Source organism: Streptomyces sp. NPDC002619 (genome assembly GCF_042889305.1).
GTDB lineage: Bacteria > Actinomycetota > Actinomycetes > Streptomycetales > Streptomycetaceae > Streptomyces.
Window position 1 is genome coordinate 459,109 of record NZ_JBIAQV010000001.1, and the last position, 25,906, is coordinate 485,014.

A 25,906-nucleotide genomic window follows, 5' to 3' on the forward strand; every position below is an offset into this window, starting at 1 on the left:
GGGGCCCCGCGCCCCCCCCCCCCGGGCGGGGGTTTCCAGGCACCCCCCCCAAAACCGGCCCGTAACCCACAGTCCCGGGGCGGGGCCCCCGCGGGGGGGGGGGGGGGCCCCCCCCCCCCCCCCCCCCGCGCCCGGGAAGCGGTGTCGGATGCGAAGGGGGGTGAGTTCAGCGACGTACGACCCGGCGCAGATTGCGCGCCTTGCGGGCCATACGGCGGACCGTCGCGTTGCGCGGCAGGAACGACAGCTGGGACGGCACCCCGCCCGGCAGCGCCAGGGACGTCAGACGCTTGCGCTTGAAGTAGCGCAGGGTCTTCTCGTTCAGGTTCTTGGTGAGATAGGCCTCGGTCTCCTCCCGCAGCTGCGGGAGGATCTTCGGCTGCATCGCAAAACCCACCGCCCGCACCAGCGGGCCGAGCGCGTCGACGTCCATGCCCCGGCGCTGCTCGGTGACCGCGGCGCGGTCCGACAGCTCGGGCAGCAGTGCGTCCACGACGGTGATCGGGACACGGTTGCTGTTCTCGAAGGGGGACAGCCGGTCGAGCAGCGTGTCCGTGCCCACGCGGGCGGTCGGCAGGCCGTACAGCGCCGACGCGGTGAGCAGGGCCGTGGAGAAGCAGCCGACGACCAGCGCGGGACGCATCCGCTGGTACAGCACCTCGGCGAGGACCGGGGTGTCCAGGACGGTCAGCTCGGCACCGAGCTTCTCGGCCTCCTGCTCCAGCGTGCGGGTGAAGCGGGCCGGCGCGGTCGGGTGCGGCTTGAACACGATCCGGGTGTGGCCGAGTGCGAGGGCGCCCTTCAGCATGCGGACGTGGAGGTCCTCCTCCTGGGCGGCGCTGAGGATACCGAGCGCGGAGAGGTACTGGCCCAGCAGCAGCGCGGGTTCCTCGATGTCGGGCAGGTCGTCACCGCTGGAGACGAGTTCGGCCAGCACCTTGGTGAACGCCGGGGTCGGCACGATCTCCGCCGGCACGCCGAACTCGGTGAGCAGCAGCGGCTTCAGGCCCGGCACCAGGTCGAGGTGGAGCAGCCGGTCCACGCGGGTGCCGACCAGCGGGTCGATCTTGTTGCGGGTCGGGCCGTAGCTCATCAGGCCGTCCGCGTACACGGTGACCGGCGCGCCGGTGAACATCTGCGTAAGGCTGAGCGACGGGTTGACCTGGATCGACTCGACCGCGAACTCGACGTCGTCGTCCCCGAGCTTCCAGGCGAGGCGCAGATACCGCTCCCAGAGCGGAAGGTCCTCCAGCCGCGGCGCCCAGCCCCCGGGGTGGAAGGGGAAGATCGTCTCGTTGTACGAGAGCACGTCGTCGAAGCGGTCGCGCAGCCGCTCGAAGCCCGGCATCTCGTCCAGGCCCGGGGTCGTCTCGGGCGTCGCGGCGTTGTTGGAGACCAGCAGGATGCGGCGGTCGGCGGGACCGAAGCAGCCCGAGTCCAGGGCGGCGGCGAGCGTGGCCGCGCCATACAGCGTCGACGCCTGGAAGATCTGGGTCGTCACGCGGCGACCCCCGAGGCGGCCGGACGGCGGCGCAGCCGGCGCAGCTTCGTGGCGCGCTGGAGGTCCATGGAGTCCAGGGCGTCGTCCAGCACGCCCTGCGGCATGCGCCGCAGTGCCGCGGCACTCATTGATTTCAGCTTCTTCGCCACCGCGGGCTCGAACCTTTCGATGGATCCCAGATGATGGGAAATGATTGCGCAGTAGGTGCGGACGGCCTTCGGCAGGAGGGTGTCCGCCTCCGGGTCCTGCGCGGTTTCCTCGATGACCTGGTCGAACGCACGGATGAAATCGAGCTGTCGCACGTCACCGATCTGGGTGAGTGACGAGGCGACGCCACGCCGATAGAAGACTCCGAGCAGATTCACCGCGGCGAAGGAATCCGCCTCCCGGTGCAGCTTCCAGATCCACGGCCGGTCCTCGGCCGTGCGCAGCCCGTCGGTGAAGTGCAGCAGGCCCTTGTCCATCAGCCGGCGGTGATAGACGCCCGCCCAGGCGTAGGCGTAGTCGACCGAAGTGGTCCGGTCGGTGGGCAGGATCGCCTCCCGCGGGTTCATCACCACGTTCCGTCGGCCGTGCGGCACACGGTGGACGGTCCGCGCCCGCGCCGTGGTCTGCACATGGTCGGTGCGCAGGAAGTCGCAGCCCAGACCCTCGATGGCGGCGACCAGCTGGGGGTAGTAACCGGGGGCGAGCCAGTCGTCGCCGTCCAGGAACGTCACGTACTCACCGCGCGCGCGGTCGATGCCGGTGTTGCGCGCGGTGGCCAGTCCCCCGTTCTTCACATGTCTGACATTGACTGCGCCTGGCAGCTCGCGCTCGGCGCGCGCCAGAATCTCAGGTGTCCCGTCGCTCGAGCAGTCGTCGACGAGAATGAATTCGAAGTCCTCACGCGCGTTCGCGCGCAGGCTCCTCAGGGTGTCCGGGGCGTATTGCTGCACGTTGTAGAACGGCACGATGACGGAGAGCTTGACCACGTACTGGACGTTAGGGGGGCGCCCGTCATTAGTCTTGACTGTCTGCTTGATACCAGGTGAACGACGCGTGGCGAACCTGTGAACCAGGCGATTTTCCGGCCTTATCCCGGGCTGATTCGCCATTCGGAGATGTGCTGTTAACCGTTTGTTGTGTTTGGGTTGGGCAGATCCTAGGAATACCTTCCTAGCGTCTTCGACGTGTCAGCCAGTGCAACGAAGTCCCTCAGGATCGCCGTCCTCGCGGATTCCGACACCCGGTGGAAGTGGGGCGCGCTCACCGCGAGCCGCATAGCCTCGGACGACTCCGCCGCTTCGGACATCCGTCTCGACGGCTACCTCCTGCGGGGTCGTGCCACCCCCACCGCTCGCCAGCTGCGGGAGATCGGCGTCCGCGCCGACTCCCTCCGCGAAGTGACCGGCGTCGAGTTCCTGCGCGCCATGACCGAGGAGTCGTACGACATTCTCGTCCTTGCGCTGGTCGGCGGCGGCGTCCAGGCGATGCTGCACGGGTTCCGGAACGCCTGGGGCACCGGCCCGCGTCCCGTCGTCGTCACCGGCTATGTCGGCGTCGTCTACGAGAAGCTCGCCGACGGACTCCTGCTGCGGCACGGAGCCGACCTCGTCCTCGCCAACTCCCGCCAGGACGCGGAGCGTTTCCGCGCCGTGTACGAAGGAGTGGGCGCCGACGCCTCGTCGGTCACCGAGGTCGCGCTGCCGTTCCTCGGCGGCACGCCCTACGCCGGCGAACACGAGCCGTACACCGTCGTGTTCGCCGCCCAGCCCTCCGTGCCGGAGAGCCGCAAGGACCGTACGTACCTGCTCAACCGGCTGATCGAGCACGCGCGCAAGCACCCCGAGCGCGAGGTGCTGCTCAAGCTGCGCTCCCGGCCGGGCGAACACACCACCCACATCGAGGAACTGCCCTATCAGAAGCTGGCGCAGGGCAAGGACCTGCCCGCCAACTTCAGCCTGGTGTACGGGCACATGGGCGAGGTCCTCGACCGCACCGACCTGCTCGTCACCGTCAGTTCGACGGCCGCGCTGGAAGCCCTGCACCGCCGTATTCCGACGGTCGTCCTCAGCGACCTCGGCATCCGCGAGGCGCTCGGCAACCACCACTTCGTCGGATCCGGCTGCCTCGCCTCCTGGGACCAGCTCGACGCCGGACACCGCCCCGTGCCCGACGAGCAGTGGGTCGCCCGGCAGGGCGTCGCCGCCGACGGTTCCTACGGCTCGTCGTTCGACGCGGCGCGCGAGCGGATCACCAAGCTGCTCGGCCGCCCCGGTGGCCTGCCGCCCCTGAACCCCTACTACACGACCGAGACCGCGCCCGGCTATCTGCCGGGGATCCTCGCCCGCCACCACCTCGGTCCCGACGGCTCCCCGCTGCCCGGGGCGCCCGCCCCCGACAAGGCGCCGGGACCCGTGCGCCAGATTGTGCGCCGCGCCGCCCGCGGCGCCTACCGCCACGGCGTCCAGCGGGTGGCCCCCGTGATCCGCCGAATGGGAGAGCTGTGAGCGACCGGATTCCGCGTCAGGCGCGTCAGTCGCCTCAAGGAGAAGAGCCCATGTCCCACCCCGAAGCGGGTCACGGCGCCGAGGTGCGCCGCGTCCTCGCGGTGATCCCGGCCCGCGGCGGCTCCAAGGGTGTGCCCGCGAAGAACCTCGCCCCCGTCGGCGGCGTGCCCCTGGTGGCCCGCGCCGTGCGTGAGTGCCGGGCCTCCCGCCTGGTGACCGACGTCGTCGTGTCCACCGACGACCAGGCCATCGCCGCCGCCGCCCGCCAGGCCGGCGCCGAGGTCGTGCTGCGGCCCGCCGCCATCGCCGGCGACACCGCCACCTCCGAGGCCGCCGTCCTGCACGCCATGGACGCCCACGAGGCCCTGCACGGCTCGGCCGTGGACGTCGTGCTGCTCGTGCAGTGCACCAGCCCGTTCCTAGTCCGCGAGGACGTGGACGGGGTCGCCGCGGCCGTCGTCGAGAACGGCGCCGACACCGCGGTGACCGTGGCGCCCTTCCACGGATTCATCTGGCGCGACGCCGGCGACGACCCGGCGGTCGTCGACACCCAGGCCCAGGCCGCCGTCGGCGGAGCGGTCGCCGTCGCCAACTCGACGGTCACCGAGGGCGGTTACGGCGTCAACCACGACAAGTCGTTCCGCCCGCGCCGACAGGACCGCCCCCAGGACCTGCTGGAGACCGGCGCCGCCTACGCGATGGACGCGGTCGGCTTCCGCAAGCACCAGCACCGCTTCTTCGGCCGTACGGAACTCGTCCGCACGGACCCCGCGCGCGTGCTGGAGGTCGACGACCCGCACGACCTCGCCCGCTCCCGCGCCCTGGCCCCGCTGTTCGACGCGGACAGGCCCGGCGCCCTCCCGACCGCCGCCGACATCGACGCGGTCGTCCTCGACTTCGACGGCACCCAGACGGACGACCGGGTACTGATCGACGCCGATGGAAAGGAGTTCGTCTCCGTGCATCGCGGGGACGGACTCGGCATCGCCGCCCTCCGCAGGAGCGGCCTCGCGATGCTCATCCTGTCCTCGGAACAGAATCCGGTCGTCGCCGCCCGGGCCCGGAAGCTCAAGATCCCGGTCCTGCACGGCATCGACCGCAAGGACCTCGCACTGAAGCAGTGGTGCGAGGAGCAGGGCATCGCGCCCGAGCGCGTGCTCTACGTCGGCAACGACGTCAATGACCTCCCGTGCTTCGCCCTCGTCGGCTGGCCCGTGGCGGTCGCGAGCGCCCACGACGTCGTGCGCGGCGCCGCACGCGCGGTCACCACCGTCCCTGGCGGCGACGGCGCGATCCGAGAGATCGCCAGCTGGATCCTCGGCCCCTCTCTCGATTCCCTCACCAAGTAAGGACATCTTCTGCCATGAGCACCAACTCCCGCCTGCGCCAGTTCGGTTCGCGTACCGCCGGCCCCGGCCAGCCCGTCTACGTCTGCGGCGAGATCGGCATCAACCACAACGGTGAGCTCGAGAACGCCTTCAAGCTGATCGACGTGGCCGTCGAGGCCGGCTGCGACGCCGTCAAGTTCCAGAAGCGCACCCCGGAGATCTGCACCCCGCGCGACCAGTGGGACATCGAGCGCGACACCCCCTGGGGCCGGATGACCTACATCGACTACCGCCACCGCGTGGAGTTCGGTGAGGACGAGTACGGCCAGATCGACGCGTACTGCAAGGACAAGGGCATCTCCTGGTTCGCGTCCCCGTGGGACACCGAGGCCGTCGCCTTCCTGGAGAAGTTCGACGTCCCGGCCCACAAGGTCGCCTCCGCCTCCCTCACGGACGACGAGCTGCTGAAGGCCCTGCGCGCCACCGGCCGCACGATCATCCTCTCCACCGGCATGTCGACCCCGAAGCAGATCCGCCACGCGGTCGAGGTCCTCGGCTCGGACAACATCCTGCTCTGCCACGCCACGTCGACCTACCCGGCCAAGGCCGAGGAGCTCAACCTGCGCGTCATCAACACCCTGCAGCAGGAGTACCCGAACGTCCCGATCGGCTACTCCGGCCACGAGACCGGCCTGCAGACCACCCTCGCCGCGGTCGCGCTCGGTGCGACCTTCGTCGAGCGTCACATCACCCTCGACCGCGCGATGTGGGGCTCCGACCAGGCCGCCTCCGTCGAGCCGCAGGGCCTCGTGCGCCTCGTCCGCGACATCCGCACCATCGAGGCCTCCCTCGGTGACGGCGTCAAGAAGGTCTACGACTCCGAGCTCGGCCCGATGAAGAAGCTGCGCCGCGTCGCCGGTGTCGTCGCCGAGGCGGAGATCGCGGCCGCGGCCGGCGAGCCCGTCACGGTCTGAACGACCTCAGCATCCTGAACGCCTTACGACGACGGGACGGTCGTACGTCGATGAGCCGCCGCGCCGGTAATACCGGCCCCACCCCCCGCACGCTCGCCTTCGTGGAGAGCCCGGTCCAGCTGCTGAACGTCCTGGAGTGGGCGCACCTGCGCGCGCTGCCGGGGGGTGCGGCGGAACTCCTGGTCGTCGTCCTGTCACCCACCGACCCCATGACCCGGGGCCAGCTGCGCCGCATGGCCGACCTGGCCCGGGACGAGGGGCACCAGGTCCGCTGGGAGGAGGCGCGGGGCGGTACGACCGCGCCCTTCCACACCATCGGCTCACTCGCCGGCGCACTGCGGCGCGCGGACCGGATCGTCATGGGCGACCCGTTCTCGCGCTACGTGCAACTGCTGCTGACGATCACCCGGGCCAAGGATCTGGTGGTCGTCGACGACGGCACGGCGACGATGGAGTTCGTCGCCCAGCTCGCCCGCGGTGAGCGCCTCGTGCGCTGGCACCGCAAGGGCGGCCGCCCCGGCGCGCGCGACCTGCTGTTCGCGCCCGTCTCCTCCTCGGCCCGGCGCCGGCTCACCCCCAAGGGCGGCCGCCGGGTGGAGGTGTTCTCCTCCATGCCGATGGAGGAGACCCCGCCCGGAGTCACGGTCACGGCCAACGACTTCGGGTGGACCCGCGCCCGCTTCGGCCCGCCCCGCATCACCAAGGGCGCGGACATGGTGGGCACGTCCCTGGTCGAGACCGGGGTGGTGGACGGCGACCGGTATCTGGAAGCCGTCCAGACCCTGGCCAAGGCCCACGGGGCGACGCGTTACTTCGCCCACCGCCGCGAGAGCACGGAGAAACTCCACCGGCTCGCGACCCAGACCGGACTGGAGATCGTACGGCCCGACCTGCCGCTCGAGCTGATCGCGCGGCGGGGCCCCATCGGGCGTACGGTGCTGAGCTTCCCCTCGACTGTCGTGCACACGCTGCCGCTCGCGTTGGCCGGCACGGGGGTCCGGGTCGCGGTGTGCGACATCGACCCCGGGTGGCTCACGGAGAACGCCTCGCCCCGGGCACAGGGCTTCCTGTCGGGGGTCACGGGGACGGCCCGGGACGTCACTCGGCTGGCTGCGGTGGGCCTGGGTTAGGACGGGCGCACCGGTTCGTGTGCGGGCTTGTGGGCGTAGACGAAGGCGCGGGGGAGCGTCTCCTCGCCGTGGGGCTCGCGCAGGATCCGGGTACGGGGTTCGAGGCCCGCCTCTGTGAGGCGGGCCTCGAGCGTTTCCGGGGTGCGCCAGTAGAGGTCGAGGTCGATCTCGTGGCCGAAGCGCTCGGTGAGCCGCCGGTGGCCGTCCTCGCTGCCCGACTGGAAGGCCAGCAGGACATGGCCGCCGGGGACGAGCGTGCGATGGAACTCCGCGAACGCCGTCGGCAGGTGGTCGTCCGGGACGTGGATCGTGGAGTACAGCGCGAGGATCCCGCCCAGGCTCTCGTCCGGGAGGTCCAGGGACGTCATCGACCCCACGTGGAAGCGGAGCGCGGGGTGCGCCTCGCGGGCGAGGGCGACCATGCCGGGGGAGACGTCGATCCCGAACACGGGGACACCGAGCGCGTGCAGCCGGGCGGCGACGTGACCGGGGCCGCTGCCGAGGTCGGCGACGGGGGCGTCGGAGTTGGCCCTGACCAGCTCGGCGAAGACGGTGATCAGGTTGCGGTCGAGGGGGTGGTGGGCCAGACCGTCGGGGTGGAGGGCCGTGTAGTCCTTGGCTATGGCGTCGTAGGACGTGCTGGTGGCGCGGAGGAAGTCCAAAGGCGCGTGGGTCACACCGGCGGACGTTACCGAAGGACGCCGGGTTTCGGTGGGTGGACGGCTCCAGTGGGGCTTGGGCCGGGCGTGGTATCCGTTGGGGGATGGGTGCCCGGGTGCGCGTGGGTGGCGCTTCGGGGGTTTCCGTGATCGACTCGGTCGGAAGTCGGGCGAGTGTACCCATCTCAGTTGATAGCTATGCGCCCGACGGTCAGTTTTTCTTCCCCTAACGGACTGAAGTTTTGTTGATCGCCAGGCAGTTGACCGTACCGGCGTCCTACCCTTCAGAGGGTGAACCAATTGATGTCCCGAGAGTCCGAGGCCGATCTGCCCGGGAAAGCCGTGCTCCCCGGCGTGCTCAGCGAGGCGCTGCACGCCGAACTCGTGGCGTTCCGCCGCGACTTGCACATGCACCCGGAGCTCGGCAACCAGGAGTTCCGTACGACCGCCGCCATCAAGGCGCGGCTCGAGAAGGCCGGGCTCGAACCCCGCGTCCTCGACCTCGGAACCGGGCTCGTCTGTGACATCGGTGCGGAGGAGGGGAGCACGGCCGAGGGGTCCCTGTTCGCCCTGCGGGCCGACATCGACGCGCTGCCCATCCCCGACACGAAGACCGAGTGCGCGTACCGGTCGACCGTGCCGGACCGGGCCCATGCGTGCGGGCACGACGTGCATACGGCTGTGGTGCTGGGGGCCGGCCTCGTGCTCGCCGAGCTGCACCGGGAGGGGCGGCTGCCGCGGCCCGTGCGGTTGCTGTTCCAGCCCGCCGAGGAGGTGCTGCCCGGCGGTGCCGCCGACGTCATCGAGTGCGGGGCGCTCGACGGGGTGGGGAAGATCATCGCCGTGCACTGCGATCCGAAGGTCGACGCCGGGAAGATCGGACTGCGGGTGGGCGCCATCACCAGCGCGTGCGACCGGCTGGAGGTCTCGCTGGACGGCCCCGGCGGGCATACGGCCCGGCCTCATCTGACGACGGACCTGGTGACCGCTGTCGCTCGTGTCGTCACCGATGTGTCGGCGGTCCTGGCTCGGCGCGTCGACAGTCGCAGTGGGCTCGCCGTCACCTGGGGGCGGATCGAGTCGGGGCACGCGCCGAACGTGATTCCGCAGCACGCCGAGCTGTCGGGAACCGTGCGGTGTCTGGATCTGGAGACCTGGCGGACCGCTCCGGACGTGGTGCACGCCGCGATCGACGAGGTCGCGACGCTGCATCGGGCCAAGTCGCAGATCAACTACGTGCGCGGCGTGCCGCCCGTCGTCAATGATCCGGCGATGACCGAGCTGCTGCGGGACGCCATGGTCGCCCGGCGGGGAGTCGAGGCCGTGGAGGGGACGGAGCAGAGCCTCGGGGGTGAGGACTTCTCCTGGTATCTCGAGCATGTGCCGGGGGCCATGGCCCGGCTCGGCGTGCGGGCGCCGGGTGAGCGGATGGTGCGGGATCTGCATCAAGGGGACTTCGACGCCGACGAGTCCGCCATCGCCGTGGGCGTGGAGTTGTTCACCGCGGCTGTGTTGCTCGACGCCGAGCGTTAGAGGTGCTGGGGGAGGGGCGCCGGTTGGCGCTCCTTCGTCCGCTTGTGTCACCCGTGTGTAACCCGGGGCGGCCGGTTGTAACGCGCGGGCGGCACGAATCGATAACGGCACGGAGAAACCCCGTTCCCCTCCCCTTCTACGCGCGTTACTGTGCGCCGAATCGCCACCAGAGGCGGCACATGGGGAAGCGGGCCGGTGACGGTGCCGTGGGGATGAAGGGGTGCTTGCTGTGCGTCTGAACTTTCGGAGGACGAGGTTCTCCCAAGCTGCGGTGACCGTCGCGGTCATCGCCCTCGCGGCCGCCGGGTGCGGCAAGTCCAGCTCGGAGTCCAAGGGTTCGACCGACGAATCCGGCAAGTACTCGGGCAAGGGCATCGGCCTGGCGTACGACATCGGCGGCAAGGGCGACCAGTCCTTCAACGACGCCGCCTTCGCCGGCTTCCAGAAGGCCCAGACCGAGTTCAAGATCGGCGGGCGGGACGTCGAGCCGCAGGACGGCGAGTCCGACGCCGACAAGGTGCAGCGGCTCGAGCAGCTCGCCAAGTCCGGCTACAACCCGATCATCGGCGTCGGCTTCGCGTACGCGCCGGCGGTCAAGGAGGTCGCCGCCAAGTACCCGAAGATCACCTTCGGCATCATCGACGACAACACCATCCAGGCGAAGAACGTCGCCGACATGGTGTTCCACGAGGAGCAGTCCTCGTACCTGGCCGGTGTCGCGGCGGCGAAGGCCACCAAGAAGAACCACATCGGGTTCATCGGTGGCGTGGACATCCCGCTGATCCACAAGTTCGAGGCCGGGTTCGACCAGGGCGCCAAGTCCGTGAACCCGAAGATCAAGATCGAGTCGCAGTACCTGACCCAGACCCCCGCGGAGGGTGGCTTCTCCAGCCCCGACAAGGGCAAGGACGCGGCCAACGGGCAGATCGAGGCCGGCGCGGACGTCGTCTACCAGGCGGCCGGTCTGTCCGGCCAGGGTGTGATCCAGGCCGCCGCCGAGCACAAGGTGTGGGCGATCGGTGTCGACTCCGACCAGTACGCGCAGTCGGCGCTGGCCAAGTACAAGGACTCCATCCTCGGCTCGGCCCTGAAGAACGTGGGCGGCGCGGTCTACGACCTCACGAAGTCCGTCGTCGAGGGCAAGCCGCTCAACGGTGAGGTGCGCGGCGACCTCAAGTCGGGCGGCGTGGGCTTCGCCGACACCAACCCGAAGTACAAGGCGATGACCGACGTCGTCTCCGCGGTCGACAAGGCCAAGGAGGACATCATCTCCGGCAAGATCACCGTCAACACCGAGTGATCCGCACGGTCTGACCGCGGTCGTACGGCCGCACGCGCATCGTCGCAGCCTGGACGCCCCTTGCCTCGCGCAAGGGGCGTTCAGCTGTCCGTAGCCTGGGGCGTGAGTGTGGCCACAGCTCGGTAACGGACCGGACAGAAGGGGTTTTCCGTCCGGTCTACGCGCGTTACGCTGCGGCGGAACCAGCGCCTGGTATGGGCGCTTGCACGAAGGAGTCTCGTTCCATGCGCCGGGTGTCCCGTATAGCGGTTGCAGGCGTTGCAACCGCAGCCCTTGCCGTCACTGTTTCCGCCTGTGGCAGCTCGTCCACCTCTTCCTCCTCCGACAGCGGCAAGTCCAAGGGCATCGGCCTGGCGTACGACATCGGCGGCAAGGGCGACCAGTCCTTCAACGATGCCGCCTACGCCGGTTTCCAGAAGGCCGAGAAGGACTTCGGCGTCAGCGGCCAGGACATCGAGCCGCAGGACGGCGAGACGGACGCCGACAAGGTGCAGCGGCTCGAGCAGCTCGCCAAGACGGGCCACAACCCGATCATCGGCGTCGGCTTCGTGTACGCGCCGGCGGTCAAGGAGGTCGCCGCCAAGTACCCGAAGATCACCTTCGGCATCATCGACGACAACACCATCCAGGCGAAGAACGTCGCCGACATGGTGTTCCACGAGGAGCAGTCCTCGTACCTGGCCGGTGTCGCGGCCGCCAAGACCACCAAGAAGAACCACATCGGGTTCATCGGTGGCGTGGACATCCCGCTGATCCACAAGTTCGAGGCGGGCTACATCCAGGGTGCGCAGTCGGTCAACCCGAAGATCAAGATCGAGAAGCAGTACCTGACCCAGACCCCCCAGGAGGGTGGCTTCTCCAGCCCCGACAAGGGCAAGGACGCGGCCAACGGGCAGATCGAGGCCGGCGCGGACGTCGTCTACCACGCGGCCGGCCTGTCCGGCCAGGGTGTGATCCAGGCCGCCGCCGAGCACAAGGTGTGGGCGATCGGTGTCGACTCCGACCAGTACGCGCAGTCCGCGCTGGCGAAGTACAAGGACTCCATCCTGACCTCGGCCCTCAAGAACGTCGAGGGCGCGGTGTACGACCTCGCCAAGTCCGTCCTCAAGGACAAGAAGCCGCTGTCCGGCGAGATCCGCGGCGACCTCAACTCGGGCGGTGTGGGCATCTCCGAGTCCAACCCGACCTTCAAGAACAACGCCGACCTCCAGGCCGCGCTCAAGAAGGCCGAGGAAGGCATCAAGAACGGCACCATCCAGGTCAAGACCTCCTGACCGGAGCGTCATGGGCCTGCCCCAGGCATGGCCAAAAGTGCGCCGTAATGACACCGTTACGGCCACGTGACGGGGCGTAGGAAGGATCGGCCCCGGCGCCGAACTCGCGCCCGCCGGTCGACGCCTGGCACGCGCGCTCGCGGCGTTGCCGGATGGCCCTAGTAGTTCCGCTACGAGGACCATCCGGCGCCTTGCGATCGCACGCACCAGACCCCGACCGGCCCGCCCTGCGGGCGGACGACGCGAATTCGGCGCCGGGGCCGCCTGCGCCCCGTCCGCGCGGCAGAATGCTCGGAACGGATCGAGAGCTGAAAGAGATCGATCAGGTCCGGGCACTATTTAAAGCAGGGGTGCTACGCGTGTAGAGCGGCCCCTTTTCCGAGGAGTGTGCGCCATCGACGCGTCCAGCAGCCCTCCGCTCACCGCAGAGTCGACAGTCGCGGTCGAGCTGGCGGGGATCACCAAACGATTCCCGGGTGTCGTGGCCAACCACGACATCCACCTGACTGTCCGGAAAGGAACCGTCCACGCCCTCGTCGGCGAGAACGGTGCGGGCAAGTCGACCCTGATGAAGATCCTCTACGGCATGCAGAAGCCTGACGAGGGCACCATCGCGGTCGACGGCGCGCAGGTGAGCTTCGGCAGCCCCGCCGACGCCATCTCCCGCGGCATCGGCATGGTCCACCAGCACTTCATGCTGGCCGACAACCTGACCGTCCTCGAGAACGTCGTGCTGGGCAGCGAGAAGCTGCACGGCATCGGTGGCGGCGCCCGGAAGAAGATCAAGGAGATCTCCGACCGGTACGGGCTCGGCGTACGCCCGGACACGCTCGTCGAGAACCTCGGCGTCGCCGACCGGCAGCGCGTAGAGATCCTCAAGGTCCTCTACCGCGGCGCCAGGATCCTGATCCTCGACGAGCCGACCGCCGTTCTGGTCCCGCAGGAGGTCGACGCGCTCTTCGACAACCTGCGCGAGCTCACGTCCGAGGGCCTGTCCGTCATCTTCATCTCGCACAAGCTGGGTGAGGTGCTGTCCGTGGCGGACGAGATCACCGTCATACGGCGGGGGACGACGGTCGGTACGGCCATACCCGCCGAGACCACCTCGCGTCAGCTCGCCGAGATGATGGTCGGCAGCGAGCTGCCCACCCCCGAGACCGCCGAGTCCACGGTCACCGACCGGGCCGTGATCGAGGTCCGCGGCCTCACCGTCTTCGCCCGCGGCGGCGCATCTCTGGGAGAGGTCGGCGCGCTCGCCGAGACCGCGACGCCCGGCGCGGCCGGCGCCGCTGCGGGCGGCGACGTCCTCACCGAGGCCGCCACCCCCGGCGACGCCAAGCGCGTCCTCGACGACGTCACCTTCACCATCCACGCCGGCGAGGTCATGGGCATCGCCGGCGTGGAGGGCAACGGCCAGACCGAGCTCATCGACGCGCTGATCGGCACCAAGAACGCCGACTCCGGCACGATCCGGTTCCTCGGCGAGGACATCACCCCCTGGCCCACCCGCAAGCGCCGCGAGCAGGGCGTCGGCTACATCCCCGAGGACCGCCACCGCCAGGGCCTGCTCCTGGAGGCCCCCCTCTGGGAGAACCGCATCCTCGGTCACGTCACCGAGAAGCCCAACGCCAAGGGCTTCTGGCTCGACCCCAAGGGCGCCCAGGCCGACACCCGCCGGATCGTCGAGGAGTACGACGTCCGCACGCCCGGCATCGACGTCACCGCGGCCTCCCTCTCCGGCGGCAACCAGCAGAAGCTGATCGTCGGCCGCGAGATGAGCCATGACCCGAAGTTCCTGATCGCCGCCCACCCCACCCGCGGCGTGGACGTCGGCGCCCAGGCGCAGATCTGGGACCGCATCCGCGAGGCCCGCCGCGCGGGCCTGGCCGTGCTGCTGATCTCCGCCGACCTGGACGAGCTGATCGGCCTGTCGGACACCCTGCGGGTGATCTACGACGGCCGTCTGGTCGCCGACGCCGACCCGGCCACCGTCACCCCGGAGGAGCTCGGCTCGGCCATGACCGGTGCCGCGTCCGGTCACCTTGAGCATGTGGAAACCCCTGAGGAAGCCGCCGGTCCGGAGGACGAGGCCCGATGAAGAAGTTCGACAAGGAGCGGGTGCTCCTCGCGGTGGCCGGCCCGGTCATCGCGCTCGTCCTGGCGATCGTGCTGACCTCGGTCGTACTGATCGCGTCGGGCAAGAACCCGATCGAGCCGTACAGCCTGATGCTGGAGCAGCTGCCCTACTCCGACATCCAGGTACTGATCATCAACCAGGCGTCGATGTACTACATCGCCGCCATCGCGGTCGCCCTCGGCTTCCGGATGAACCTGTTCAACATCGGCGTCGACGGCCAGTACCGGCTCGCCGTGGTGATGACCGCCGTGGTCGGCGCCAACGTGGCGCTCCCGGGCTTCCTGCAGATCCCGCTGCTCCTGCTGGTCGCCGTCTTCACCGGCGCCTTCTGGGCCGGTATCGCGGGTGTCCTGAAGGTCACCCGGGGTGTCAGCGAGGTCGTCGCGACGATCATGCTGAACTCCATCGCGACCGCCCTCATCGGCTACGTCACCCTCTCCAACGTGTGGGGCGTGCAGGTCGGCAACAACATGACGACCGGCATCATGAAGGAGTCCGGCTGGTTCCCCGGCATCAACCTGGGCTCCGACGTCGGTGAGATCTACGGCCTGGTCTTCCTCGCGATCCTGCTCGGCATCGCCTACTGGGTCGTCCTCAACCGCACCCGCTTCGGCTTCGACCTGCGCGCCACCGGCGCCTCCGAGTCCGCCGCCGCGGCCTCCGGCGTCAGCGCCAAGCGCATGGTGCTGATCTCCATGCTGATCTCCGGCGGAGTCGCGGGCCTGGCCGGTCTGCCGCTGCTGCTCGGCGACACCCACACCTACAGCCTGAGCTTCCCCACGGGCGTCGGCTTCACCGCCATCGGCATCGCCCTGCTCGGCCGCAACAACCCCGGCGGCATCGCACTCGCCGCCCTGCTGTGGGCCTTCCTGGAGAAGGCCTCGCCCGCCCTCGACTACGCGACCCCGGTGGCGTACGAGAAGGAGATCGCCACGATCATGCAGGGCCTGATCGTCTTCGCGGTCGTCATCTCGTACGAGGCCGTACGCCAGTGGGGTCTGCGCCGCCAGCAGCGCCAGGTCGGCGCCGAACTGGCCGCGGCCGCCGCCCAGAACACCAAGAAGGAGGTGGCGGCCTGATGACCACCGCGACCGTCGCGAAGCCGAAGGCGCAGCAGCCCGGCAAGGGCAGCCGCCGTATGTCGCTCCCGGTGCTCCTGCTGATCATCGCGGGCGTGCTGGTGCTCACCTCGATCGTCCGCCTCATCACCGGCGCGGACGGCATCACCTCGACCGGCCAGATGTCCACCGCACTGCGCCTCGCCGTGCCGATCGGCCTCGCGGGCCTCGGCGGCCTGTGGTCCGAGCGCTCCGGCGTCGTCAACATCGGCCTCGAGGGCATGATGATCCTCGGCACCTGGTTCGGCGCCTGGGCGGGCTACCAGTGGGGCCCGTGGGCCGGCGTGGCGTTCGGCATCATCGGCGGTGCCCTGGGCGCCGTCCTGCACGCCATCGCCACCGTGACCTTCAACGTCAACCACATCGTCTCCGGTGTGGCCCTCAACATCCTGGCGCTCGGCACCACGCGCTATCTGTCGAAGTTCACCTTCGCCGACGCCCCGCAGGGCTCGGCCAAGCAGTCCCCGCCGATCGACTCGCTGGGCAGCTTCGACATTCCGGGCCTGTCCGGCTGGCTGGACACCCTCAACCAGAAGCACTGGTTCCTGGTCTCGGACATCGCCGGCCTGCTCGGCGGTCTGGTGACCGACCTGTCGCCGCTGACCGTCATCGCGGTCGCGCTCGTCCCGGCCACCTGGTGGGTGCTGTGGCGCACGGCCTTCGGCCTCAGGCTGCGCTCCTGCGGTGAGAACCCGGTGGCGGCCGAGTCCCTCGGCGTCAACGTCTACAAGTACAAGTACATCGCGGTGATCATCTCGGGCGGCTTCGCCGGCCTCGGCGGTGCCTTCCTGTCGATCGTCGCCTCGAACGTGTACCTCGACGGCCAGACCGCCGGTCGTGGCTACATCGGTCTCGCCGCGATGATCTTCGGCAACTGGATGCCGGGCGGACTCGCGCTCGGCGCGGGCCTGTTCGGCTACACCGACAGTCTCAACCTGCGCGGCGGCACCGTGAACGTCCACGCGCTGATCCTGCTGCTCGCGATCCTGCTGGTGTTCGGCGCGGCATACCTCGCCTGGCGCAAGAGGTACGTCCCCGCCCTGGTCACGCTGGCGATCTCGGCCCTGATGTTCGTCTGGTACGTCTCCACGAACGAGGTTCCGCGCCAGCTCGTGACGGCCACCCCGTACATCGTCACCCTGCTCGTCCTGTCGCTGTCCGCGCAGTCCCTGCGGATGCCCAAGGCGGACGGTCTGCCGTACCGGAAGGGACAGGGCAAGTGACCGGGCCCGCCGAGGTCGACTGGGAGGCGCTGCGGGCCGAGGCCCGGGACGCCATGTCCCACGCGTACGCGCCGTACTCGGGGTTCCCGGTCGGCGCGGCGGCCCTCGTCGACGACGGGCGCACCGTCTCCGGCTGCAACGTCGAGAACGCCTCGTACGGGCTCGGCCTGTGCGCCGAGTGCGGGCTGGTGTCCGAGCTGCGGCGCACAGGGGGCGGCCGGCTCACGCACTTCACGTGTGTGGACGGCACGGGTGAGCTGCTCGTGCCGTGCGGCCGCTGCCGGCAGCTGCTGTACGAGTTCGGCGGGCCCGGCCTGCTCCTGGACACCCCGGCGGGCGTCCTGCCACTGGCGGAGATGCTGCCCCAGGCCTTCGGGCCCGACCACCTCTCCAAGTAACTCCCCTGCGGCCCCTCCGAGTCGATCTCATCGACGGTCACCGGAGGGGCCGCGGGTTTCGCACCCCCCGGAAGGAACGCACCCCATGGCCATGGACGCCATCTCCGTCATCCGCACCAAGCGGGACCGCGGTGAGCTGAGCGACGAGCAGATCGACTGGGTCATCGACGCTTACACGCGCGGTGTGGTCGCCGACGAGCAGATGTCCGCGCTCGCCATGGCCGTCCTGCTCAACGGCATGAACCGCCGTGAGATCGCCCGCTGGACGGCGGCGATGATCGCGTCGGGCGAGCGCATGGACTTCTCGTCGCTGTCCCGTCCGACGGCGGACAAGCACTCCACGGGCGGCGTCGGCGACAAGATCACGCTGCCGCTGGCCCCGCTGGTCGCGGCGTGCGGGGCCGCCGTGCCCCAGCTGTCGGGCCGGGGCCTGGGTCACACGGGCGGCACGCTGGACAAACTGGAGTCGATCCCCGGCTGGCGCGCGCTGCTGTCCAACGAGGAGATGCTGTCCGTACTGGACGGTGTCGGCGCGGTGATCTGCGCCGCGGGCGACGGCCTGGCCCCCGCCGACAAGAAGCTGTACGCCCTGCGCGACGTGACCGGCACGGTCGAGGCGATCCCGTTGATCGCCTCGTCGATCATGTCGAAGAAGATCGCCGAGGGCACCGGCTCGCTGGTCCTGGACGTGAAGGTCGGCACGGGCGCCTTCATGAAGACGATCGAGGACGCGCGGGAACTGGCGTCCACGATGGTGGGCCTGGGCACGGACCACGGCGTGAAGACGGTCGCGCTCTTGACCGACATGTCGACCCCGCTGGGCCTGACGGCGGGCAACGCGCTCGAGGTCCGCGAGTCCCTGGAGGTCCTGGCGGGCGGCGGCCCCGCGGACGTCGTCGAGCTCACCCTCGCCCTGGCCCACGAGATGCTGGACGCGGCGGGCATCAAGGACGCCGACCCCGCGAAGGCCCTGGCCGACGGCTCCGCCATGGACGTATGGCGCCGGATGATCGCGGCACAGGGCGGCGACCCGGACGCCGCGCTGCCCACGTCGAAGGAACAGCACGTCATCAAGGCTCCGTCGGCGGGTGTCCTCACCCGCCTCGACGCCTACGACATCGGCATCGCGGCCTGGCGCCTCGGCGCGGGCCGCGCCCGCAAGGAGGACCCGGTCCAGGCGGCGGCGGGCGTCGAACTCCACGCCAAGCCGGGCGACGAGGTCCGCGAGGGCCAGCCCCTCCTGACCCTCCACACGGACACCCCGGAACGCTTCGCATACGCACTGGAGGCCGTGGAGGGCTCGTACGACATCGCACCGGCCGGCACCGAGTTCTCGGCGACGCCGGTGGTGCTGGAGCGGATCGCCTGAGTTCGTGAGCGGCGGAGGCCGATGAATTCCATCGGCCTTCGGGGTCTACAGCACGTGGACGACAAGACACCCGCCGTGCTCGTGCTCGCCGGCCCTGTCACCCGGGACGAGGTGGCAGGGCTGGTCGACGAGGTGCGGGCGCTCCTCGGTGGCACCGGGGGCGGGGTCGTCGTCTGCGATGTGGGTGGGCTCGGGCCCCCCGGGATCGGGCACATCGATCTGCTCGCGCGGCTGGAGCTGGCCGCCCGGCGGGCCGGGGGGCGGATCCGGCTGCGGGAGCCGGATCCCGCGCTACACGCCCTCCTCGACCTCGTCGGCCTCCGGTTCGAGATGGAGGGGCAGATCGAAGAGCGGGAACCAGCGCTTCGTGTCGAGGAAGAAGTGGAACCCGGTCAGCCGTCCGTCTGAGATCTCCAGGACCTGGATCGCCCACGGCGTGAACCCGCCCGCCTCCGGGTCCGGCTTGTACTGCGCGAAGCCCGGCAGACCGTTGACCCGCACGGGCAGCAGACGCGAGCCCTCGCAGGACGCGCCCAGCGTGGTGACGAACCCCGTGATGTCGGCGTGCCCGGTGAGCCACAGGTCGAACGGCGGCATCGTCATGATGGCGTCCTCGTGCAGCAGCGCCGTGAGCGCCGTCATGTCGTATCCCTCGAACGCCTTCACATAGCGCTCCAGGAGCTTCTGCTGCTCCTCGTCCAGGGGATCCGACACCGCCGCGGCCGCGCCCTTGTCGTCCCGCTCGGCGAGCGTCGCCCGCGCCCTCTGCAGGGCGCTGTTGACCGACGGGACCGTGGTGCCGAGCAGCTCGGCGACCTCGCTCGCCCGCCAGGCCAGCACCTCCCGCAGGATCAGCACCGCCCGCTGCTTGGGCGGCAGTTGCTGCAAAGCGGCCATGAAGGCGAGCCGGACCGACTCCTTGGCGACGGCGGCCTCCGCCGGGTCGTCGACCGTGGGCAGCACCCGGGCGTCCGGCATCGGCTCCAGCCAGGTGTTGTCCGGGCGGGGGGAGAGGGCGGCTTGGGCCAGGGGGGTCGAATCCGTGAGGTCCACCGGGCGCGCCCGCTTGTTGCCCGCCGACAGCATGTCCAGGCAGACGTTCGTCGCGATCCGGTACAGCCAGGAGCGGAGGCTGGAGCGGCCCTCGAACTTGTCGTAGCTCCGCCAGGCGCGGACCAGGGTGTCCTGCACCGCGTCCTCGGCCTCGAAGGAGGAGCCGAGCATGCGGTAGCAGTAACCGGTCAGCTCGACCCGGTGCTTCTCCAGCGCGCTGTCGAGGTCCGTCGTCGTAGCCGTGCTGTCGCCCATCGTCCACCCCTGTGGCCGTTCCTGTCGCGCTCCGTCGCGCCCAGCACTTCGGAAGCTATCGCAGCCCACTGACAATGGCCCCCGGAGTCAACAAAAGCCCAGATCAGGCGGGTTGCTGTACGGACATGATCGGATGCCCGTACGACACGAAACCCCCTGCCGATGCCGGGCAGGGGGTGCCGAGGGGCCGAGCTCAGTGGGCGGGCACCGGATCCGCGCCCGCGGCGAGCCGGGCCGCGCGCGAGCCGAACACCGTGATCGTCACGACGCCGATGACAGCGAGCAGGCCCACCCCGACCGTGCCGGCCCAGCCACCCGCGTGGAAGGCCATCGCACCGACCGTGCTGCCCGCGCTGGAGCCGATGTAGTACGCCGATTGGTACAGCGCCGCCGCCTGCGCCCGCCCCTGGGTCGCCGTCTTGCTGACGGCCGAGGACGCCACCGCGTGCCCCGCGAAGAAGCCCGCGGTGATCAGCACCAGGCCCAGCAGGACCAGAGGGAGCGACGTGGCCAGGGAGAGCAGCAGACCTGTCGCCGTCGTACCCCCGGCCAGGTACAGCGCGCCCCGGCGGCCCAGCCGGCCGACGAGCCGGCCCGCAGTCGACGCGGACACCGTACCGACCAGGTACACCAGGAAGATCGAGCCGATGATGCCCTGCGGGAGCGAGAACGGCGCCTCGGTCAGCCGGTAGCCGATCACCGTGTACACGCCGCCGAACACCGTCATGAACAGCGCGCCGATCGCGTACAGGCGCCGCAGCAGCGGGTTCGCGAGATGGTCGCGGACCGTGCGCGCCAGGACGCGCGGACGCAGGGAACCGGGTGTGAAGTGCTTCGGGGCAGGCAGCAGCATCCGGAACGCCACCGCGCAGGCCACCGAGATCACGCCGATCACGCCCACCGCGACCCGCCAGCCCCACTCCTGCGCCACCCAGCCGGTGACGATCCGGCCGCTCATCCCGCCCACGCTGTTGCCCGCGACGAACAGACCGATCGCCGTGACCAGCGCCCGCGGTCTGACCTCCTCGGCCAGATACGTCGTCGCCGACGCCGGAAGCCCGGCCAGGGCCGCGCCCTGTACGGCCCGCAGCGCCACCAGGGTGCCGATCGACGGCGCGAAGGGGACCAGCAGACCGACGGTCACCGCGACCGCCAGCGAAGCCGTCATCACCGTACGGCGACCGAAACGCTCGGACAGGGCGCTCATCGGCAGCACGAACAGCGCCAGACCGCCTGTCGCGGCCGCCACCGTCCAGCTCGCCGCGCTCGCGGCCACCCCGAACTCACCGGAGATCAGCGGCAGCAGGGCCTGCGTGGAGTAGAGGAGCGCGAAGGTGGCGACACCGGCGAGGAAGAGGGCGAAGCTCATCCGGCGATAGCCGGGGCCGCCCGGGGTCAGCCGGGTGTCGGAGGAAGAAGAAGGGGACGGCACGGCGCCCACGGTGGTGGACGCCCCGGTACTGGCAGGCATGCTTCGAACCTAAACAGCCCGCACTCATGCGTCCAATGCATGGAATCGCCATAATCGTTCCCATGGCGCATCAGCAGAGGTCACAGGCTCGACTGTCACCGTCCAGTGACACAAAAGACATGCGGGACGACATCGTCGCGCTCCTCGCACCCCGGCTCGCCCACTTCGCCGGGGTCGCCCGCACCGAGCACGTCACCAGGGCCGCCCAGGAGCTCCAGGTGCCGCAGTCGACGCTGTCCCGGGCCATGGTCCGCCTCGAACAGGACCTGGGCGTCGACCTCTTCGCGCGCCGCGGCCGCACCGTCTCCCTGACCCCCGCGGGCCGCACCTTTCTCACCTCCGTGGAACGCGCCCTCGCCGAGATCGAACGCGCCGCCGAGGAAGTACGCGCCGACGCGGACCCCGCGACCGGCAAGGTGGCCTTCGGCTTCCTGCACACCATGGGCGCCGAGACGGTCCCCGGCCTCCTCCACGCCTTCCGCGCCGACCATCCGCGGGTCCGCTTCAGCCTCGTCCAGAACTACGGCGAGGCGATGCTCGAAGGGCTGCGGGCGGGGGAGCTGGACCTGTGCCTGATCTCACCGATCCCGGACGCGCCCGACCTCGTGGCCCGGCGCCTGGACGAGCAGAAACTCCGCCTGGTCGTCCCCGCCGACCACCGCCTCGCCGGCCGCCGCCGCATCCGCCTCGCCGAGGCGGCCGACGACACGTTCGTCACCCTGGAACCCGGCTACGGCATGCGCCGCATCACCGACGACCTCTGCAAGGAGGCGGGCTTCCGGCCCCGGGTGGCCTTCGAGGGGGAGGAGACGGAGACCCTGCGCGGCCTGGTCGCGGCAGGCCTGGGCGTGGCACTCCTGCCCCCGCCGACCGTACCCCGCCCGGGAGTGGTGGAACTGACGGTCACGGCCCCCAGGGCGGTACGAGAGATCGGCGTGGCCTGGCTGGACGGCCACCCGGACACCGCCCCTGTCGCCGAATTCAAGAAGTTCCTGCTGTCGAGGCGCGGAAACCTGCTGGCTCACGAGGCACCCCGCTACCCGCTCGGCTAGCCGACTCCGCCCCGCAGCGACCGCCCGAACCCCGCCGCCAGTGGCATGCGCAGGCCCAGCGGCGGCGGTGCGGCGAGGGCATCCTCCAGCGGGCGGGACAGGTGGTGGCCGAACAGGGCTCCCATCACGAAGTCCGCGGTGAGCGCGAGGACTTCGTCGCGGTACTGGTGCAGCCCGTGGCCGTCCGTGTGGACCTCGAAGCGGCACACGTTCCGGTTCGCCTTCTTCGCCCGCGCCGCCAGCCGGAAGGACAGCTCGGGGTCGGTTCGTTCGTCGTTCGTGCCGTGCACGATCAGGACCCGACGTCCGACGAGCTGCCGTACCGGCTCGGGCGGGGCCGCCATGTCGTCCTCCGGCAGCCAAGGGGCGATCGCCACCACGGAGTTGACCGCGTCGTGACCGCCGGCCCGCAGCGCCGCACGGCCGCCCATGTCGTGCCCGACCAGGCACACGGGCACGTCGCCGTAGCGCCGCAGGACATCCTCGACCGCCCAGACCGCGTCCCCGGCGAGATGTGCCTCACTGCCGTTCCAGCCGCGGTAGCGGTAGTGGACGGCGTGCGTGGCCAGCCCCTCGCCGCGTCCCGCGCGGGCCAGGCTCCGGCCGAGCGCGCGTACGGAGGCCGTCGCCCATACGGGGGACGGCCTGCGGGCGGACACCTCCTGACCCGCGGGCAGGAGCAGCACCACTCCGCTCACCGCCGTCGGCTCCTGCCCGACCGGCCTGCCCAATCGGGCCGTTCGCATCGGCGTCGCTTGCTGTGCCATGACAGAACAGTGTCAGAAGTAGCGGTGTACTCGACCCGTCAGTGCGGTCACCATTCCGTATCGACACCTGCGTGCGAGGCGTAATCTACGCGCGTAGGAGGTAGAGTGCGGAAATGACGAGCCAGACTGCACCGATCGGGCACGTCCCGACGCCGGACCAGATCCGCCGGGCCCCCAAGGTTCTGTTGCACGATCACCTCGACGGCGGCCTGCGCCCCGGCACCGTCGTCGAACTCGCCCGGGAGACCGGCTACTCCGACCTCCCCGAGACCGACCCCGACAAGCTCGGCGTCTGGTTCCGCGAGGCCGCCGACTCCGGCTCCCTGGAGCGGTACCTGGAGACCTTCACGCACACCGTCGGTGTCATGCAGACCCGCGACGCGCTCATCAGGGTCGCCCGCGAGTGCGCCGAGGACCTCGCCGAGGACGGTGTCGTCTACGCCGAGGTGCGCTACGCCCCCGAACAGCACCTCGAAGCCGGGCTCAGCCTCGAAGAGGTCGTCGAGGCCGTCAACGAGGGCTTCCGGCAGGGGGAGCGGCTGGCCCGCGAGAACGGCCACCGCATCCGCGTCGGCGCCCTGCTCACCGCCATGCGGCACGCCGCCCGCGCCCTGGAGATCGCCGAACTCGCCAACCGGTACCGAGACCTGGGCGTCGTCGGCTTCGACATCGCCGGCGCCGAGGCCGGTTACCCGCCCACCCGGCACCTGGACGCGTTCGAGTACCTCAAGCGCGAGAACAACCACTTCACCATCCACGCCGGCGAGGCCTTCGGACTGCCCTCCATCTGGCAGGCCCTGCAGTGGTGCGGCGCCGACCGGCTCGGGCACGGGGTGCGCATCATCGACGACATCCAGGTCCACGAGGACGGCTCGGTCAAGCTCGGCCGCCTCGCCTCGTACGTACGGGACAAGCGCATCCCGCTCGAGCTGTGCCCCAGCTCCAACCTCCAGACCGGGGCCGCCGCCTCGTACACCGAGCACCCCATCGGGCTGCTGCGCCGACTGCACTTCCGGGCCACCGTGAACACGGACAACCGTTTGATGTCGCACACCAGCATGAGCCGGGAATTCGAGCATCTCGTCGAAGCATTCGGTTACACGCTCGACGACCTCCAGTGGTTCTCCGTCAATGCGATGAAATCAGCGTTCATTCCTTTCGATGAACGACTGGCCATGATCAATGACGTCGTCAAGCCCGGATACGCCGAACTGAAATCCGAATGGCTGTTCCGGCAGGCCGCGTCCACCAGCGGTTCTGTCGAGCGAGAGGACTGAGCGCGCGCGGGGCGGGCGCACGGAATGCGGACGGGCTTCACAATCCGTCCGCATTTTCATGTTTGCGGCGGGCGGTCTGCCGTGTTTACGGTCATGGACCGCTCGGTTCGGTTTGATCCCCGTCATCGCATTCAAGGACGCATTCACCATGAAGCAGTCTGCTGCCAAGACCCTCGGTGTCGCCGCCCTCGGTGCCGCCTTCGCCGCCGCCGGCGCGGGCGCCGCCGACGCGGCCCCGGCCCTTCCGGACGCCACCCAGGCGCTCGGCGTCGCCCGGACGCTCCCGGCGCAGAACGTGGCCCAGGCACTTCCCGGCGCCGGCGATGCGCTCACCCAGGGGACCGGCGCGGTCGGCTCCGGGCTCGCCGCCGCCCAGCCGGCCGTCCAGAAGGTGCTCGCCGACGGACCGACCGCCCCGGTCGCCGGACTGCTCGGCGGACTGCCGCTGCAGGGTCTGCCCACGCACGGCCTGCCGCTGAACGGCATCCCGCTCGGCTGAGCCGCAGCCCACGCCGCGCCGGTGGGGCGCACCCCATCCTCCCGGGGTGCGCCCCACCGGCGTATCCGTACCTCTCACCAGGCCGTACGGGCCTTGTCTTCGGACGGGAACAGGATCCACAGCGCGATGTAGAGCAGGAACTGCGGGCCCGGCAGCAGGCACGAGACCAGGAAGATCACCCGCATCGTCGTTGCGGAGGTACCGAAGCGCCGCGCCAGCGCTGCACAGACTCCGCCGATCATGCGGCCGTGGGTGGGGCGGACAATGTCGCGCATCTCTGTTTGCTCCTTCGCCTTCGGGGCGCTCTCAGCCGGTGTCGAGAGACCGATCGTGCTCGACCCTTCGGGCCTCCGCGCGGTCGGCCTCTCGACACCGGCGCGCCCCTACGGCTCCCTCGCGGCCGGCGCGTGGGACCAGTGGGGGTTGGTGGGCCCTGGCTGTTGGTTGGTGTGGGCCGCCGGTCGGCTGCCCATCTGCCCTTCACGCTACGGAACCCGGGCGGACAAAGCGTCGCTCTACGGTGCTATTCCGACCCTGGCAATCGTCGGGGTCCGGCCCTGAGGTGCTTCCTCCTGGAGGGCTGCCGTGCGGCGGCGGCGCTCACCCCTGCGGCGGAGGCGGTGGCGGCCCAGGGGTACGACGGCCAGATGCGCCAGGGCCACGCCAGCGGTGTTCAGGAGCAGCGAGTCCACGTCCACGACCCGGCCCGGTACCCCGGTCTGCAGCAGGGCTATGCCCAGGGAGATCAGGGCGGCCGCCGCGGTCGTACGGAGCAGGGAGGCCAGCGGGGACGCGGTGAGCCTGCCGTGCGTCATCGGCAGCAGTACGCCCAGTGGTGCCAGCAGCGCCAGGCCCTCACCGATCCGCCGCGCCGCCTGGGGCCAGCCCAGCGCCAGGTCGGCCCGGATACCGGCGAAGGGGCGCAGGTTGGCGGGCGTCACCCAGGGGACGTCCAGGGGCCGCAGCATGAGCCAGGCGACGAGCGCGAGATGCGCGACGAGGAGGACACCTCCTGTCACACGGATACGGATCGCGGCGCTGCCGCCGATGGAGCCTTGACGCTGCACGCCCCCCTAGACGCGCCGCCGTGCACGAT

24 protein-coding genes are annotated in these 25,906 nt (G+C 70.3%); 16 read left to right on the forward strand and 8 right to left on the reverse strand.

Translation table 11 applies throughout. The features are described from left to right. Positions 1-166: 166 nt before the first annotated feature. Both ACFYXB_RS02325 and ACFYXB_RS02330 read right to left on the reverse strand, forming a co-directional pair. The gene (locus ACFYXB_RS02325; protein ID WP_389576905.1) at positions 167-1,501 is read right to left on the reverse strand and encodes a polysialyltransferase family glycosyltransferase; all 1,335 of its coding nucleotides are present in this window, start codon (positions 1,499-1,501) and stop codon (positions 167-169) included. Then, positions 1,498-2,475, reverse strand: a complete 978-nt coding sequence (locus ACFYXB_RS02330) for a glycosyltransferase family 2 protein (RefSeq protein WP_389576906.1) — start codon at positions 2,473-2,475, stop codon at positions 1,498-1,500. Before ACFYXB_RS02330 ends, ACFYXB_RS02325 begins: the two co-directional genes overlap by 4 nt. Before the next feature lie 198 nt (positions 2,476-2,673). On the opposite strand from ACFYXB_RS02330, the gene ACFYXB_RS02335 reads away from it, so the two are divergent. The 4 genes from ACFYXB_RS02335 to ACFYXB_RS02350 are packed head-to-tail and all read left to right on the forward strand — an operon-like array spanning position 2,674 to position 7,425. Next, complete coding sequence (locus ACFYXB_RS02335) at positions 2,674-3,993, forward strand: DUF6716 putative glycosyltransferase (protein WP_389576908.1); 1,320 nt, start codon at positions 2,674-2,676, stop codon at positions 3,991-3,993. Between the two features lie 50 nt (positions 3,994-4,043). Continuing rightward, positions 4,044-5,342: a cytidylyltransferase domain-containing protein gene (locus ACFYXB_RS02340; RefSeq protein WP_389576910.1), complete on the forward strand. Its 1,299-nt coding sequence runs from the start codon at positions 4,044-4,046 to the stop codon at positions 5,340-5,342. A 14-nt stretch (positions 5,343-5,356) separates the two neighbouring features. Then, positions 5,357-6,295, forward strand: coding sequence for an N-acetylneuraminate synthase family protein (locus ACFYXB_RS02345; protein ID WP_351346381.1), 939 nt, complete (start codon positions 5,357-5,359; stop codon positions 6,293-6,295). A gap of 50 nt (positions 6,296-6,345) precedes the next feature. Beyond that, positions 6,346-7,425 carry a hypothetical protein gene (locus tag ACFYXB_RS02350; protein ID WP_389576912.1) on the forward strand — a complete coding sequence of 360 codons (1,080 nt, stop codon included), beginning with the start codon at positions 6,346-6,348 and terminating at the stop codon, positions 7,423-7,425. Here ACFYXB_RS02350 and ACFYXB_RS02355 read toward each other — a convergent pair. Then, a complete protein-coding gene (locus ACFYXB_RS02355) occupies positions 7,422-8,102 on the reverse strand; it encodes a class I SAM-dependent DNA methyltransferase (protein ID WP_389576913.1) in 681 nt (226 codons plus the stop codon). The two genes, ACFYXB_RS02350 and ACFYXB_RS02355, sit on opposite strands and share 4 nt — an antisense overlap. A 285-nt stretch (positions 8,103-8,387) precedes the next feature. Here ACFYXB_RS02355 and ACFYXB_RS02360 point away from each other — a divergent pair, with 285 nt between their 5' ends. The 9 genes from ACFYXB_RS02360 (at position 8,388) to ACFYXB_RS02400 (ending at position 18,844) form a co-directional block, all read left to right on the forward strand. Next, complete coding sequence (locus ACFYXB_RS02360; RefSeq protein WP_351346387.1) at positions 8,388-9,617, forward strand: M20 family metallopeptidase; 1,230 nt, start codon at positions 8,388-8,390, stop codon at positions 9,615-9,617. Positions 9,618-9,888: 271 nt separating this feature from the next. Further along, positions 9,889-10,917, forward strand: coding sequence for a BMP family protein (locus tag ACFYXB_RS02365; protein ID WP_389576915.1), 1,029 nt, complete (start codon positions 9,889-9,891; stop codon positions 10,915-10,917). Positions 10,918-11,141: 224 nt separating this feature from the next. Next, positions 11,142-12,191 (forward strand): BMP family protein, encoded by a 1,050-nt coding sequence (locus tag ACFYXB_RS02370; protein WP_389576917.1) that lies wholly within the window; start codon positions 11,142-11,144, stop codon positions 12,189-12,191. Between the two features lie 394 nt (positions 12,192-12,585). Then, on the forward strand, positions 12,586-14,289 hold the full coding sequence (locus tag ACFYXB_RS02375; protein WP_389577428.1) for an ABC transporter ATP-binding protein: 1,704 nt from the start codon (positions 12,586-12,588) through the stop codon (positions 14,287-14,289). Further along, positions 14,286-15,407, forward strand: coding sequence for an ABC transporter permease (locus ACFYXB_RS02380; RefSeq protein ID WP_351346393.1), 1,122 nt, complete (start codon positions 14,286-14,288; stop codon positions 15,405-15,407). The genes ACFYXB_RS02375 and ACFYXB_RS02380 overlap by 4 nt, the downstream gene beginning before the upstream one ends. Then, positions 15,407-16,669 (forward strand): ABC transporter permease, encoded by a 1,263-nt coding sequence (locus ACFYXB_RS02385; protein ID WP_389576919.1) that lies wholly within the window; start codon positions 15,407-15,409, stop codon positions 16,667-16,669. The genes ACFYXB_RS02380 and ACFYXB_RS02385 overlap by 1 nt, the downstream gene beginning before the upstream one ends. Beyond that, the gene (locus tag ACFYXB_RS02390) at positions 16,666-17,067 is read left to right on the forward strand and encodes a cytidine deaminase (RefSeq protein WP_389576921.1); all 402 of its coding nucleotides are present in this window, start codon (positions 16,666-16,668) and stop codon (positions 17,065-17,067) included. The genes ACFYXB_RS02385 and ACFYXB_RS02390 overlap by 4 nt, the downstream gene beginning before the upstream one ends. Before the next feature lie 91 nt (positions 17,068-17,158). Beyond that, positions 17,159-18,436 carry a thymidine phosphorylase gene (locus ACFYXB_RS02395; protein WP_389577430.1) on the forward strand — a complete coding sequence of 426 codons (1,278 nt, stop codon included), beginning with the start codon at positions 17,159-17,161 and terminating at the stop codon, positions 18,434-18,436. Positions 18,437-18,457: 21 nt separating this feature from the next. Further along, positions 18,458-18,844: an STAS domain-containing protein gene (locus ACFYXB_RS02400; RefSeq protein ID WP_351346398.1), complete on the forward strand. Its 387-nt coding sequence runs from the start codon at positions 18,458-18,460 to the stop codon at positions 18,842-18,844. Here ACFYXB_RS02400 and ACFYXB_RS02405 read toward each other — a convergent pair. Continuing rightward, positions 18,728-19,744, reverse strand: coding sequence for a sigma-70 family RNA polymerase sigma factor (locus ACFYXB_RS02405; protein ID WP_388498752.1), 1,017 nt, complete (start codon positions 19,742-19,744; stop codon positions 18,728-18,730). The two genes, ACFYXB_RS02400 and ACFYXB_RS02405, sit on opposite strands and share 117 nt — an antisense overlap. 193 nt (positions 19,745-19,937) lie before the next feature. Then, complete coding sequence (locus ACFYXB_RS02410) at positions 19,938-21,215, reverse strand: MFS transporter (protein WP_389576923.1); 1,278 nt, start codon at positions 21,213-21,215, stop codon at positions 19,938-19,940. Positions 21,216-21,277: 62 nt separating this feature from the next. On the opposite strand from ACFYXB_RS02410, the gene ACFYXB_RS02415 reads away from it, so the two are divergent. Next, complete coding sequence (locus ACFYXB_RS02415; RefSeq protein ID WP_388498747.1) at positions 21,278-22,267, forward strand: LysR substrate-binding domain-containing protein; 990 nt, start codon at positions 21,278-21,280, stop codon at positions 22,265-22,267. On the opposite strand, the gene ACFYXB_RS02420 is transcribed toward ACFYXB_RS02415, so the two are convergent. After that, positions 22,264-23,034 carry an alpha/beta hydrolase family protein gene (locus tag ACFYXB_RS02420; RefSeq protein ID WP_389576925.1) on the reverse strand — a complete coding sequence of 257 codons (771 nt, stop codon included), beginning with the start codon at positions 23,032-23,034 and terminating at the stop codon, positions 22,264-22,266. The genes ACFYXB_RS02415 and ACFYXB_RS02420 overlap by 4 nt on opposite strands. Positions 23,035-23,147: 113 nt before the next feature. Between ACFYXB_RS02420 and ACFYXB_RS02425 the strand changes: the two genes are divergently transcribed. Both ACFYXB_RS02425 and ACFYXB_RS02430 read left to right on the forward strand, forming a co-directional pair. Then, on the forward strand, positions 23,148-24,311 hold the full coding sequence (locus ACFYXB_RS02425; protein ID WP_351351757.1) for an adenosine deaminase: 1,164 nt from the start codon (positions 23,148-23,150) through the stop codon (positions 24,309-24,311). Positions 24,312-24,459: 148 nt separating this feature from the next. Beyond that, positions 24,460-24,810: an ATP-binding protein gene (locus ACFYXB_RS02430; protein ID WP_389576927.1), complete on the forward strand. Its 351-nt coding sequence runs from the start codon at positions 24,460-24,462 to the stop codon at positions 24,808-24,810. A gap of 74 nt (positions 24,811-24,884) precedes the next feature. Here the strand turns inward: ACFYXB_RS02430 and ACFYXB_RS02435 are convergent, their stop codons facing one another. Continuing rightward, entirely contained in the window at positions 24,885-25,085 is a 201-nt protein-coding gene (locus ACFYXB_RS02435) for a PspC domain-containing protein (RefSeq protein WP_351351763.1), read from the reverse strand. A 240-nt stretch (positions 25,086-25,325) separates the two neighbouring features. Continuing rightward, positions 25,326-25,877: a VanZ family protein gene (locus ACFYXB_RS02440; RefSeq protein ID WP_351351766.1), complete on the reverse strand. Its 552-nt coding sequence runs from the start codon at positions 25,875-25,877 to the stop codon at positions 25,326-25,328. Positions 25,878-25,906: the final 29 nt, after the last annotated feature.